Annotated in this window: 10 protein-coding genes; 8 read left to right on the top strand and 2 right to left on the bottom strand. The window is 70.9% G+C overall.

The window, feature by feature from the left end; translation table 11 throughout:
• Positions 1-9: 9 nt before the first annotated feature.
• Genes ABZ801_RS20025 through ABZ801_RS20015 form a run of 3 tightly spaced genes read left to right on the top strand, consistent with a single transcriptional unit; the run spans position 10 to position 3,036 of the window.
• Positions 10-903, top strand: coding sequence for an ABC transporter permease (locus tag ABZ801_RS20025; RefSeq protein WP_360699606.1), 894 nt, complete (start codon positions 10-12; stop codon positions 901-903).
• Between the two features lie 10 nt (positions 904-913).
• A complete protein-coding gene (locus ABZ801_RS20020; RefSeq protein WP_360699604.1) occupies positions 914-2,011 on the top strand; it encodes an ABC transporter ATP-binding protein in 1,098 nt (365 codons plus the stop codon).
• The gene (locus tag ABZ801_RS20015; RefSeq protein ID WP_360699602.1) at positions 2,008-3,036 is read left to right on the top strand and encodes an oligopeptide/dipeptide ABC transporter ATP-binding protein; all 1,029 of its coding nucleotides are present in this window, start codon (positions 2,008-2,010) and stop codon (positions 3,034-3,036) included. The genes ABZ801_RS20020 and ABZ801_RS20015 overlap by 4 nt, the downstream gene beginning before the upstream one ends.
• 24 nt (positions 3,037-3,060) lie before the next feature.
• Here ABZ801_RS20015 and ABZ801_RS20010 read toward each other — a convergent pair whose 3' ends face one another.
• On the bottom strand, positions 3,061-4,269 hold the full coding sequence (locus ABZ801_RS20010) for an MFS transporter (RefSeq protein WP_360699600.1): 1,209 nt from the start codon (positions 4,267-4,269) through the stop codon (positions 3,061-3,063).
• Positions 4,270-4,323: 54 nt separating this feature from the next.
• Between ABZ801_RS20010 and ABZ801_RS20005 the strand changes: the two genes are divergently transcribed.
• Both ABZ801_RS20005 and ABZ801_RS20000 read left to right on the top strand, forming a co-directional pair.
• The gene (locus tag ABZ801_RS20005; RefSeq protein ID WP_360699598.1) at positions 4,324-5,085 is read left to right on the top strand and encodes a helix-turn-helix transcriptional regulator; all 762 of its coding nucleotides are present in this window, start codon (positions 4,324-4,326) and stop codon (positions 5,083-5,085) included.
• Between the two features lie 906 nt (positions 5,086-5,991).
• Entirely contained in the window at positions 5,992-6,501 is a 510-nt protein-coding gene (locus ABZ801_RS20000; RefSeq protein ID WP_360699596.1) for a hypothetical protein, read from the top strand.
• Positions 6,502-7,789: 1,288 nt separating this feature from the next.
• On the opposite strand, the gene ABZ801_RS19995 is transcribed toward ABZ801_RS20000, so the two are convergent.
• Positions 7,790-8,275 (bottom strand): hypothetical protein, encoded by a 486-nt coding sequence (locus tag ABZ801_RS19995; RefSeq protein WP_344939828.1) that lies wholly within the window; start codon positions 8,273-8,275, stop codon positions 7,790-7,792.
• A 601-nt stretch (positions 8,276-8,876) separates the two neighbouring features.
• On the opposite strand from ABZ801_RS19995, the gene ABZ801_RS19990 reads away from it, so the two are divergent.
• From ABZ801_RS19990 to ABZ801_RS19980, 3 genes are all read left to right on the top strand, one after another.
• Positions 8,877-9,008 carry a hypothetical protein gene (locus ABZ801_RS19990; RefSeq protein WP_360699594.1) on the top strand — a complete coding sequence of 44 codons (132 nt, stop codon included), beginning with the start codon at positions 8,877-8,879 and terminating at the stop codon, positions 9,006-9,008.
• 376 nt (positions 9,009-9,384) lie between these two features.
• Positions 9,385-10,689: a sterol desaturase family protein gene (locus tag ABZ801_RS19985; protein ID WP_360699592.1), complete on the top strand. Its 1,305-nt coding sequence runs from the start codon at positions 9,385-9,387 to the stop codon at positions 10,687-10,689.
• A gap of 835 nt (positions 10,690-11,524) precedes the next feature.
• Complete coding sequence (locus tag ABZ801_RS19980; RefSeq protein ID WP_360699590.1) at positions 11,525-11,881, top strand: VOC family protein; 357 nt, start codon at positions 11,525-11,527, stop codon at positions 11,879-11,881.
• The last annotated feature ends 662 nt before the right edge of the window (positions 11,882-12,543 follow it).

Raw genomic sequence — 12,543 nt, 5'->3', positions numbered from 1 at the left:
GGATCGCCCATGAGCACCATCGCACCCGCCCCCGCGGTTCCCGCCGCGGCGACCGCCCCGGGCGACTCGGCGCGCCGCCGCCTGCCCGTGACCGCCTGGATCGGCCTGGCCGTCCTGGCCCTGTTCGTCCTCGCCGCGATCGTCGGCCCCCTGCTGCGGCCCTACGACCCGGTCGCGACCGACCTGCCGCACCGCCTGCTGGCGCCCGGCTCACGCCTCGGCGACGGCTCCGTCGCCTGGCTCGGCACCGACCAGGTCGGCCGCGACATGCTCGCGACGCTGCTGGCCGGAAGCCGCGTCTCGCTGATCGTCGCGCTCGCCACCGTCCTCATCGGCGGCGCCATCGGGCTCGTCGCGGGCCTGGCCGCCGGCTACTTCGGCGGCTGGACCGACACCGTGCTGTCGCGGATCGGCGACGTCCAGCTCGCCTTCCCCTCGATCCTGCTGGCCATCCTGATCGCCGGGGTGCTCGGCCCCAGCATCACCAACGTCGTCATCACCCTCGCGGTGACCCGCTGGGTCATCTTCGCCCGCGTCGTGCGCGCCTCGGCGCTGGCCACCCGCCACCTGGAGTTCGTGGACTCCGCCCGCGTCCTCGGCGCGGGCCACCTGCGCATCCTCGTCCGGCACGTGCTGCCGAACTGCTGGCAGCCGCTGCTGGTCGCCGCGACCGTGCAGATCGGCCTGACCATGGTCGCCGAGGCGTCGCTGAGCTTCCTCGGCCTCGGCATCCCGCCGGACGCCGCGTCGTGGGGCGCGACGGTCTCGGCGGGCCGCGACTACCTCGGCTCCGCCTGGTGGATCTCCACCGTGCCCGCGCTCGCGCTCGCCGCCGTGGTGACCGGCGTCGGCGTCGTCGGCGACGCGTTCCGCGACCTGGCCGACCCGCGCGCCCAGCTCTGAGAGGCACCCCATGACCATCTCCGCCACCCACCCCGCCCCGGACTCGCCCCCGGACCCCGCCGGCGAGCCCGCCGCCGAACTGCGCGACATCCACATCGGGTTCCGCTCCGGACGGCACGTCACCCCCGTCGTGCGGGGCATCTCCCTCACCCTGCGCCGCGGGCGCGTGCTCGCCCTGGTCGGCGAGTCCGGCAGCGGCAAGAGCCTGACCTCGCTCGCCCTGATCGGGCTGCTGCCGCCCGGCGCCGAGATCACCGCCGGCACCGTCCTGCTCGGCGGCGAGGACACCGGCGGGTTCTCCGCCCGCCGCTGGCGCGAGGCCCGCGGCGACCAGGTCGCCATGGTCTTCCAGGACCCGACGGCCGCGCTCAACCCCGGCTTCCCCGTCGGCTGGCAGATCGCCGAGCCGTTCCGGCGCCGGCTCGGCCTCGGCCGCGGGCAGGCCCGCGAGCGGGCCGTCGCGCTGATGCGCGAGGTCGGCATCGCCGACGCGGCGGCGCGCTTCGGCGACCATCCGCACGAGTTCTCCGGCGGCATGCGGCAGCGCGCCGTGATCGCGATGGCGCTGGCGCTCGGCCCGTCCGTGCTGCTGGCCGACGAGCCGACGACCGCGCTGGACGTCACCGTCCAGGCGCAGATCCTGCAACTGCTCGCGCGGCGGCAGCGCGAGGACGACCTCGCCACCCTCCTCGTCTCGCACGACCTCGGCGTCGTCGCCCGGCTCGCCCAGGACGTCGCGGTCATGTACGCGGGCCGGATCGTCGAGCAGGGCCCGCTGGACGCCGTCTACACCCGGCCCGCGCACCCGTACACGCTCGGCCTCCTGGAGGCGATGCCGGAGGCCGCCGGCGCGCTGCCGGGCACCCGGCTCAAGCCGATCCCCGGCCTGCCGCCCGACCCGCGCCGCCCGCCCGGCGGCTGCGCGTTCCACCCGCGCTGCCCGTTCGCGACCGACGTCTGCCGCGCCGAGGACCCGCCGCTCGTGGCGACCGGCGGCGGCCGCGCCGTCGCCTGCCACCACTCCGACCAGGTGACCGCCGCGCCGCCCGCCGCCCCCGCCCCGGCCACCGCCACCCCGCCGACTCCGCCGACCGAGGAGACCGCATGACCGTCACCGCGCCCGACACCGACGTGGTCCTCAGGGTCAGCGGCCTGGAGGCCGGATACGAACGGCCCGGACGGCACGGATTCGGCCGCACCCGCGTGCCCGTCGTCGCCGGGATCGACCTGACCGTCAGGGCGGGCCGCACCCTCGGCATCGTCGGCGAGTCCGGCTGCGGCAAGTCCACGCTCGCGCGCGCGATCGTGGGACTGCGGCCGCCCTTCGCCGGGACGATCGAGTTCGCCGGGTCCGATCTGGCCGCCGCGCCGCCCCGGCGGCGCCGCCGCCTCAGCCGCGACCTGCAGATGGTGTTCCAGGACCCCTACACCTCGCTGAACCCCCGGATGACGGTCGCCGCCGTCATCGCCGAAGGCTGGAGCGTGCACCCGGGCATCGTCCCCCGCGACCGGCGCGACGCCGAGGTCGCGCGGCTGCTGGACCTGGTGGGGCTGCGGCCCGAGCACGGCTCCCGGCACCTGCACGAACTGTCGGGCGGCCAGTGCCAGCGCGTCGCCATCGCCCGGGCCCTGGCGCTGCGACCCCGGCTCATCGTGTGCGACGAGGCGGTGTCCGCACTGGACGTGTCGGTCCGCGCGCAGATCCTCAACCTGCTCGCCGACCTGCAGTCCAAACTCGGCGTGGCGTACCTGTTCATCTCCCACGACCTGGACGTCGTCCGGCACATCTCCCACGACGTCGCGGTCATGTACCTCGGCACCGTCGTGGAGTACGGCACCGCCGCCGACGTCTTCGGCGACCCGCAGCACCCGTACACGCGTGCGCTGCTGTCGGCGGCTCCGTCCGTCCACGACCGGCCCGGCAGCGCCGCGGACGACATCGTCCTCACCGGCGAGGTGCCCTCCCCGGCCGCGCCGCCGAGCGGATGCAGGTTCCGCACCCGCTGCTACATGGCCTCCGACGCCTGCGCGGCGGAAGTGCCGGCCCTGACCGTCCGGGACGGCCTTCCCCAGTCGGTCGCCTGCCACTTCGCGGACTCCTCCGGCTCCACGGCACCACCGCCCGGACGCTGACCGGACGCGCGGCAGGCGACCAGGTCATCCCTGCTGGACGGCGGGGTGTCCGGCCTCGGCGTCGCCCTCGGTCCGAGGGGTCGCCGTCAGGGCCTTCGGCGCGGCCGGTTCGGGCATGGTGCGGAACAGCAGCCAGCTCAGGGCGGGCATAAGAATCAGCGGGATCAGCGCCGTCTGCAGGGAGGTCGCGTCGGCCAGGCGGCCGATGACGGGGCTGGCGAGACCACCGACGCTGACCGTCAGCCCGAGGGTGACCCCGCTGGCCGTGCCGACACGCGTGGGGAGGTAGTCCTGGGCGAGGGTGACCTGCAGTGAGAACGGGACGTACAGGCCCATGGAGGTCAGCGCCACGAACAGGTAGATCGCCGGCCCCGGGACGAACACCACGCCCGCGACGGCGGCGACAGTGGTCAGATACGCCATGCGCACCACGGCGACCCGGCTCCACCGGTCCGCCAGGCGGCTGCCCAGCACCGTGCCCACGGCACCGCCGAGGTAGAGGACGAAAAGCGCGGAGGTGCCCGCCGCCGTGCCGCCGTCCGTCTGCTGCCGGGCGTGGAACGAGACGAAAGTGCTCAGGCCGACGAAGACCACCGACCGGCAGACCACGGCCAGCGACAGCTTGACGAAGGAGACCCTGTCGTCGGTCCCCTTCGGGACCGCGGTGTCATGGCCGGGACGCGCCGTCTTCCCCAGTGCGCGCAGGACGGGCAGACACAGCACGCTGCCCGCGAGGGCCGGCACCACCAGCAGCGGTGACAGCCGAAGACCGCCGGTGGCGATGACGGCGGTGACCATGAGTGGCGCGACCGCGAAGCCGATGTTGCCGCCGAGGGAGAACCAGCCCATCGCCGTGTGGCTGCCTCGGCTGGCGAGACGCGCGACCCGGGCCGACTCGGGATGGTAGGCCGCGACCCCGATCCCGGAGACCGCCACGAACGCCAGCGTCAGCGCGTACGATCCGCTGAGCCCGCTCAGGGCGATGCCGAGCCCGCCGAGAATCGTGCTCACCCACAGCAGCCAGGGCATGGCCCACCGGTCGGTGAGCGCGCCGAACAACGGCTGCGCCACCGAGGACAGCAGGGACGCGGCGAGCACGATGCCCGAGGCCGCGGCGTAGGTGTAGGCGCGCTCGGCGACGAAGAACGGGACGAGCGAGGCCACGGCGCCCTGGTAGACGTCCACACAGGCATGGCCGACCGACAGCAGGATGATGGGTTTGTTCCTCGGCATTGCGCCATGGTCGCCGCTGGGGCGGTTGTCGCGCTTTCGATAAGCTGCCAACCAATGACGAAAGTCCGCCACATGCCGGTCGCGCCGACCCGCAGCCAATGGCTGGCGTCCGGAGCCGGCATCGACGCGCACCGCCACGACGACCACCAGATCGTCTACGCCGGCCGCGGAGTGGTGGCCGTCACGACCGGTGCGGGCTCCTGGATCGCGCCGGCCACCCGCGCCGTCTGGGTGCCGGCCGGCACGGTGCACGCGCACCAGGCCCACGGCGAACTCGAACTGCACCTGGTCGGCCTGCCGGCGACCGACAACCCGCTCGGCCTGGACGAGCCGACCGTGCTGTCCGTCGGTCCACTGCTGCGCGAGCTGATCCTCGCCTACACCCGCGACCCGCACGACGACAGCCCCGAACACGAGCGTCTACGGGCCGTACTGCTCGACCAGTTGCGCGCCTCGCCTCAGCAGCCGCTGTACCTGCCCACCCCCACCGCCCCGCAGCTCAGGGAGCTGTGCGAGATCCTGCGAAACGACCCGGCCGACAACCGCACCCTGGCCGCACTGGGCGAGCAGGTCGGCGCGAGCAGCCGGACGCTGTCGCGACTTTTCAGGTCCGACATCGGCATGACCTTCCCGCAATGGCGAACCCAACTGCGCCTCTACCACGCTCTGATCCTGCTGGCAGAGAACACCCCCGTGACCGCCGTGGCACACGCGTGCGGCTGGTCGTCCGCCAGCGCCTTCATCGACGTCTTCCGCCGCACGTTCGGATGCACGCCAGGAGCGCACCGAGCATCCGACCAAAGGCCCACACCATAAACGAACCTTGGCGGCCGGCGGCGGCAGCCCTTGGCCCAAGCGGAAGCGCCGAGCCCCGATGCCCACACCCACGAGACACCGCGTGCTCGGTGTACACGCACGGCGGGCTGGTGCGGAGCGCCGCTCCCACTGGGCGTCGCCGTGTCGACGGCGACCATGACGGCCGTCAAGTGGATCGAGCCGTTGGAGCCTGTTATTTTCCTGGGGCGGGCGACACTCCGCTCGCCTTGCGTCAGGTGGTGCGTTGGGCGTTCGGGCGTTGGGGCGTTGGGGCCGCACGAAACGGGACTCTGCGCGTGGTCGGAGCGCACCAGGTGGGAAGGCGTCCAAGCCGCGCCGTCCAACAGACAGAACACGCGTGCGCTCAATCGCTCACCGAGCGGACGGGCTCCCCAGAACTGGTCGGGGGCTGCAGCGGCTGATTCTGGACGCGCTGGAATCGGGGGACTGGTCGCGGTGCGCTCGCTCGGTCAGCGCCCGAACCGCGAATGAACGCCCTGTCCAAGCCCGAAGCCTGTCGATCGGGTTAAGAACGGGGTGAAGATCCATACTGGCTGACCGTGCCGGGTCGCCGTTCTTAGCCGCGATCCCGGCCGCCAGCGCCCCACGACAACACCGGCAGGGCACTGGTCCACATACAGTTCCGCCGACCCGATCCTGACCAAACACGAGGTCTCGATGCCGAGCTGAGGGTCGCCTTTCCTCATCGGGTCGAAGTCCTGGAGAAGGCGCCGGACGCCGACGGCTTTGCCGCCGCCTCATCCCTGGGCTTCGGCTGGTAGATGGACGCTCACCTCTCGCAGGGTGCGGTCGAGGACATGGATGGAACCGTTGCTTCCTGGATGCGTCTAACCAGCCGTGCCCCTGGCAACCGGATTGCGATTGCTTGCCCGACTGTTGTCGGTGATGGCGGTGGTGCTCCTCGGGGGCATCATGACGCCGAGGCAAGCCTGTGCGTGCAGTTGTGCGGCCGTCTCCGAGAGAGAAGCGTTCAGAAATGCCGATGTGGTGTTCACCGGGCGGCTCGTCGACCGCGTCCGACCCCTGCGGCTGTCCAACGGCTCTGATGATCCAGTGACACTCGTCTTCGATGTGGAGGTGGTCGACAAAGGGGAAGCCGCGCGTCGGCAGAGCCTGGTGACCGCATCCTCCGAAGGCAGCTGCGGGATCGCCGCCCAGAAGGGGCAGAAGTACCTGGTGTTCGCCGATCGTGTCGATGGCAGGTTGCGGTCTGACCTGTGCGGCGGCACCCGCCAGGCCGGCAAGCCGCTTGCGGTGCCGTCTGCGCCGGGTCGGCCGCCCACGCCCGGCGAGGACGTTGAGGACAGTGATGACCTCGCTCTCTCGCTCGCGGTAGGGACGGCCATCGTGGGTGGCGTGGCTGTGGTGGCCCTGCTCCGTCTGCGTCGGCGATGAGTTCACCACCGCCCCGCGCGGCCTGCTGAGGACTCGCCGCGTTCACCAAGGAGACGTGCCGGACCGGGCGCGGACGTGGAACGGACGACGGTGGTCTACGGGCGGTGTGCAACGACACACCGCCGTGGTCGCCAAACGCGACGGCGGTGCCTCCCGCGGCCCGGCGATGGTGGACGTGTCTGGTATCGGGCACCCACGAATGCAGACAGCGCGTGGCCGGGCGGGCACTGATCCTCCTCCCGGTCGGCGCACGGACTCGCGCCGGAAGACGCTGCTTTCGACGCCGTCCACGGCCACTCCCCGGCGAACCCTCAACGTTGCGGTTCGTCCGGCCATGCGTCGGGGCAACCGGTCCAGGATGTCGGCGATGAGATCGCCCTTGGTGTCGATGGGAGTCAGCGGGAGCAGTGCAATCGCCTCATCGGCGATCTTCATCTTCATGCCGATCCGCGATAGCAGCCTCGCCTCTTCGCCAGCGCGCACCGCGGCCTTGATGGTCTCGACCCCGACCTGCTATGCCGCCGAAGATGATGAGTATCGTCCCCGGCTCACGCTCGTCCAATGTCCCGTGGCGGTAGGCGCTGAGCGGGAAAGCCGTTCGCGGACCACTATGCGGCCGGCATGAAGCTTCACCTGCGCACAGATCGCCGTTGGCGACTCCTCTGCCCAGCCGCACTGGGCCCTGCCCGCATTTACCGAGCGGTGGCTCCGCTGGGGGTACGCGCACCGTCCACCCTGGCGCTGCGAGTCCCCGCAGCTGCGCCAGCACCACTTCCACAACGCGGGTCGGATGGCCGAGCGCCTGCTCGCCAGGTAGCCCAAGAACCGGGAACACGGGCGGCGTCCCCCTGCTGCCGCCGTTGGGCTGCTGGTTCCGGCTGGGGCGGGGGTGCTTCCCTGCGTTCGCGTCGCCCCGGGCTGGAGAGCGCGATCGTCAATGCGCAGGAGGCGGTGCGGGCGGCGGCTCAGGCGCAAGACGCTTGCCGAGGAGCTTGAGTCGCTTTCAGATCGGCGCCGGCGGGCGAAAACGTCCCGGCGGTGCAAAACAGTACAGGCGTGTCACTGTGCACGAGGATGAATGCCCTCTGTCGATCTGAATGGCGGGCAGTACAGGTTCGTCACAGAGAGGAACTATTGACAGGGGGAATCTCCATATCCGGTGCCCGTCCACGTCAGTGGCCATCCCTGTGGAGATGCCCAAAAGGCGGTGACCCCGGCGGCGGGATGCCGCAGGGGTCACCGTGCGAGGGGGTGGACTTACGGTTGCCGGATCAGCCGGATCCGGGGATCACGGTTGCGTGAAGACGTACGTGACGCTGACGGTCACGTTGCTCGCGCACAGGAGACCCGATCCCGTGACGGGCTGGTTGGTGAAGGTGACCGTGGCCGGGGGAGCGGTGCCGGTGTAGGGGCCGCTCAGGTTGCCGGTGTAGGTGCAGCCGAGAGCGGTCATCTTGAAGCCGTTGATCTTGGTGGTGCCGCTGGTGAAGCTTCCGCTCCACGGGAAGCCGGTGGGGGTGACCGTGACACCGCATCCGGTGGCGTTGGCCCCCGTGACGGAGAAGGCGCCGGTGTTGGTCATGGAGCCGCTCAGGGTGGAGCCGCTGCAGGTGGCGACAGTGGTGCCGCCCACCTTGACCACCAGGCTGTTGGAGTTGGCCTTGGCCGTGAAGGGACCGTTGGTCCAGCTGTCGGCCGAGGCGGCGGTGGCCGTCAACGCGACGGCGGCGGCGGAGGTCGCGGTGATCGCGGCCAGCTTCGTTACGCGAGACATGCGTCTCTCTTTCTGGAGTGGGCGCGTGAAACACCCGGGTGGGATGGTCGGCCAAGCCGACGGATGTTCGGTTTCGCCCATGTCGCTGGGCGCCGTTGGGTCCCGCGCGCCTCGGGACCGATTGCTGTCGTGGTCGGCTGTTGCGGTCAAAGCCTTCGGGGTCTGGCGCCTCCTTTGCGTCGCCGATCTGGATTCGCAACGAAAGTAAGCCTCGCTCGGCGAGCTCATCAATACACAAGCGCTAGCTTGGTATGGCCGGATTGTGACACCGATCACATTCGCTGGGTTCGTCCTGCTCGGTGGCATCCGCGTCCCAACGCCTGGAGCAGGGGAGACGCGGCGAACCGGCGGCTCGGCTTCACCGACCGGATCCAGGTAAGCCCTGCTGCCGTGCCCCGCTCTGGACGACCACGCGGTGTTGCGCACGATCCTGTCTGCGCGCTGTCCGCATCGGTGTGTGGCCGCCACAGGCTTGCAACGCCACGTCGAATCCTGTGGCCCCACGGCAGCTCGTCGATGCCGTTGACCTGCCGCTTTGAGAGGGCGTCGGCGTGGCGGTGCCCGGCGGCAACACAGAACCGCAGGAAGGTCCGCGAGTCCCATGCCGCGACGTGCACGCCGAGGAGGTCTGCGGCTGGCGGTCCCGCTGCTGGACGAGCCCGCCGGGCACACGCTGCTGCTGGACGACCTGAACACTTTGCGCGGACGACCGCTTGACGCCTCGGCTCTGTGAGGCGGAAGCCTTCCCCTTTCGCCAAGAGCGGGGCCGGTCGCCGCCAACCCAGGCTCACAGAATGCAACACTCCCAGAACCGCCGTCCCGCCCGGCCGCCACCTGAGCCACCAGCGCCCACACCACCGCCAAACCCACCAGCATCAGCAGCACCGGCCACCGCCCGCACCGACACCGGAACGAACTGCGGCAAGAACGAAACCGCGACCCCCGCCTTCGGATTCGCCACATTGGTGATCAACCCCAGGCGGAAAGAGTTCGGCGCAGGGGGCGGAGTGTGAGAACCAGGCAGAGTCGGCGTACCTTCGCCGTCATGGAGGGCAAAGACGCTCGGGAGGGCTGGCTGTTCTGCGACGGTGGCGGGGGCGCGTGCGGCGATGACCGTCGTTGACCCTGACCAGGCGGCCGGGTGGGCGGGCACGGCCCGCCTGGAGCCGGGAATGCTGTCCTTCGCCGGTCGTCTTGGCGGCACGGCGGCGCACGCCCACGCCGCGGTGCAGGTCGTGACGCTCACCGCCGGCACGGTCGTGTTCAGGGACCGCTACGGCGGCCGTCAGCGAGCGGCGGCGGCGATCATTCCGGCCGGGGTGGTGCACGCGGTCGAGGCTCCGAACCCCGTCGACGGGCAGGCGTACGGGACGACCTGTTACCTGGATCCGGCCGGGAGGGCCGCGACGGCCGTGGCGGCCCGGGTTCGGGCGGCAGGTGATCGGCATCAGGTGAGCGCATGGATCGCCGCCGCAGCCGACACATCCACCGACCAGCTTCTTGCCTTGTCGCACGACCTTGGGGCCCAGGTCACGCGGGCCGGGCTGCATCCGGCGGTGGCCGCCGTCCTGACCTCGGCGTCGCGCGCGATATGGGCGCAAGTGCTGGCGGCCGTCCTTGCCGCCGACGCCGGGATCACCCTGGTGCACTACGCCAGCCACAAGATCGGCGTGCTGTGGCGCTTCCACGCCGTCCACCACTCGGTGAGACGCTTCTACGGCCTCAACGGGCTGATGAAGCACCCGCTCCACCAGACCATCGAGATGACCGCCAGTGTCACCCCGCTCCTGCTGGCGGGACTGCCCGTCGACGTGGCCTCCGCGCTCGCCCTGGCCGTGGCGGTGCAGTTGCTCCTCCAGCACTCCAACGCCGACTACCGCATCGGCCCGGCCAAGCACGTCCTGGCGCTCAACGAGGGCCACCGTTTCCACCATCTCAAGTGGGCCGGCATCGGTGACGTCAACTTCGGTTTGTTCACCCTGATCTGGGACCACCTGCTGCGCACCTACTCCTACGACGGCGCCCGCCGCTTCACCTCCGACGATCTGGCATGGCCGCCAAACCCCACTATCCGGTGCGCTACCTGGCCCAGCTCGCCGAACCCTTCAAGCCCACCGGCGCCTGCACCACCAGTCCCGCAACCGGCCACAGCACCGGGCAGCCGTCAACCGCCGGTTGAGGTGATCGGCCGCCTGACAAGGATCGCCGTAATCGACGACATCGCCGATGACGCCCCACCAACTCGTCCACGCCACCACGACACGCTCACCCATGCCGCAGCGCCCGCATCTGTTCGCCGCGCCGGTGGCCGACAACATCCGGCTGGGGTACCGGACACCGGTGCCGAGCGGCCCCGCGCAGCGGCGGTGTCATTGCAACTGGCGCGACGGGACCATCGGGTGCGGGCAAGCTGACACTGCTGGCGGTGCTGGTGACGCTGGAGTCGGGGCGAGCGCTGGTGGACGGTGTTCCGCTGGACGAGATGGACCTGGCGGCGTGGCGGGGGCGGCTGAGGCGGGCGCCCTCGGGCACGGCCAGGCGCTCGTGGGGCTGCAGTGCGTCCGGGCAAGGGCATGGCGAGCGGCGCGAGGCCGTCCGCGCGGTGAAGGTCGCCTGGACGGCAGTAGGCCGCAACTCGCGTCGTCACGACGCTTCGTGGGCCCGGCAAACCACCGCGTCCACCGATCCTCAACACCGTCCACCAGCATTAATGGTTCGACATGAAGGCACCGCGAGGAGTTCTGCCCTGCAGCGCCTGTGCAAGTGTCGGCGGGGCACCCGGCCGTAAGTCACGGCTTGCCAACGGTGGGTGCGGGAACCCGATGACGTGGCGTATCAAGCGCGCGATGGCATCGCCACCGCAAACCCCTTGAACACCGGCCGCCCTGCGGGCACCGATGCCAGAACGAACTGCGGCAAGAACGACACGGTGAACACGCATCACCCGCGGCCTCACGATTCAACACCTCCACCCCGCCCCGGACAGCTCCGCGCAGGCCACCATCAGGCCCGCCGCCCGTCGTGGCGATCTCAGCGCGCGGGCGGGAACGCCGTCGTGCCCGGCGGAACAGGTGAGCAGACTGGTCAGGATTCGAGAAGCGCGGGGCACGGAGCCGCGCCTAACGTAAGTGCGGCTGAAACACGGCGGCCCCGCTGACCAGGCCGAACACTGATCTCGGGGCCTCCCGTTTCATCCCGACGTTCGACAAGACAACCGGGTCTGCGCGACCCGCGACTTCAGGAGTGACCATGACCGGCTCTTCCACCCAGGGAATCAAGACCGTGCTGCATCCCGTGTCCGACCTCGCGAAGGCCAAGGAGGTGTACGCCGCCCTGCTCGGCATCCAGCCGCAGACCGACGGGTCCTACTACGTCGGCTTCGAAGCCGAGGGCCAGCACATCGGGCTGGTGCCGGGCGGCGGACCGCAGGGCCTGACCTCCCCGGTGGCCTACTGGCACGTGTCCGACATCGAGGCGAAGCTGGCCGAGCTGACCGCCGCAGGCGCCACCGTCAAGGATCCCGCGAACGACGTCGGCGGCGGCCGCTTGGTGGCCACCGTCACCGACCCCGACGGCAATGTCCTCGGGCTCATTCAGGACCGCTGACCGCCGCGCCCCGCTCCCGCGCTCAGCGCGCCGCGACAGGAAGCTTCGGCGCCCACAACACGGACGTCTGGGAGCCAGCGCCTTGCCGGACAGTGCGCCGTACCCGGTGCCGCCTTCGACTGGACGGTGAGGCGCCGCTGCTGGCCAAGGCGCAACGTGTCCATGACCGAGGGTGAGGTCGATCCTCGAGATTGGCGCGCTGCCGCCGGAGCGGGGCGACCGCTCGTCAGGCGCACCAGCTTCAACCTGCGTGCGCCCGCCACGCCGTACTGGTAGGTTCCGCGTCTCCTCGCGCCGCATTCGGGTGGCGCGAGGAGACGAGATGCCCGGCCGCGAGCTGATGTGCGACAGCCGCTCGTGGGCCTGGCGCCTCCTCCGCGCTTGCCGCATCGGCGGGCCCCAGCGGCTCCATCAGCCGAACGAGGTCGGCCGGCGTCGCCAGACGGACGTCGCTGGACCGGGCGCATCATCCCGGCCGACATCGCCGATCAGTGGACGATGGACTATCGCCACCACCGCGCCGGCGAAGACCCACCAGACGTACTGCTCGAAGCTGGTCAGACTGCACCAAGCGACGCCGACGGAACCGGGAAGGTGGCCCCTGGGCGGCTGGGAACACGGTTAGCGATGGCCCTGGGGAACGGCCGTGCTGTCGTCTGTGC

The organism is Actinomadura sp. NPDC047616, assembly GCF_040642915.1.
GTDB classification, from domain to species: domain Bacteria; phylum Actinomycetota; class Actinomycetes; order Streptosporangiales; family Streptosporangiaceae; genus Spirillospora; species Spirillospora miaoliensis.
This window is presented reverse-complemented; position numbering and strand designations above follow the sequence as displayed.

Bases quoted from the DNA above. Each gene is read 5' to 3' on its own strand.
- ABZ801_RS20025 (WP_360699606.1), top strand. From the start codon at position 10: ATGAGCACCATCGCACCCGCCCCCGCGGTTCCCGCCGCGGCGACCGCC.
- ABZ801_RS20020 (WP_360699604.1), top strand. From the start codon at position 914: ATGACCATCTCCGCCACCCACCCCGCCCCGGACTCGCCCCCGGACCCC.
- ABZ801_RS20015 (WP_360699602.1), top strand. From the start codon at position 2,008: ATGACCGTCACCGCGCCCGACACCGACGTGGTCCTCAGGGTCAGCGGC.
- ABZ801_RS20010 (WP_360699600.1), bottom strand. From the start codon at position 4,269: ATGCCGAGGAACAAACCCATCATCCTGCTGTCGGTCGGCCATGCCTGT.
- ABZ801_RS20005 (WP_360699598.1), top strand. From the start codon at position 4,324: ATGACGAAAGTCCGCCACATGCCGGTCGCGCCGACCCGCAGCCAATGG.
- ABZ801_RS20000 (WP_360699596.1), top strand. From the start codon at position 5,992: ATGGCGGTGGTGCTCCTCGGGGGCATCATGACGCCGAGGCAAGCCTGT.
- ABZ801_RS19995 (WP_344939828.1), bottom strand. From the start codon at position 8,275: ATGTCTCGCGTAACGAAGCTGGCCGCGATCACCGCGACCTCCGCCGCC.
- ABZ801_RS19990 (WP_360699594.1), top strand. From the start codon at position 8,877: ATGCCGCGACGTGCACGCCGAGGAGGTCTGCGGCTGGCGGTCCCGCTG.
- ABZ801_RS19985 (WP_360699592.1), top strand. From the start codon at position 9,385: ATGACCGTCGTTGACCCTGACCAGGCGGCCGGGTGGGCGGGCACGGCC.
- ABZ801_RS19980 (WP_360699590.1), top strand. From the start codon at position 11,525: ATGACCGGCTCTTCCACCCAGGGAATCAAGACCGTGCTGCATCCCGTG.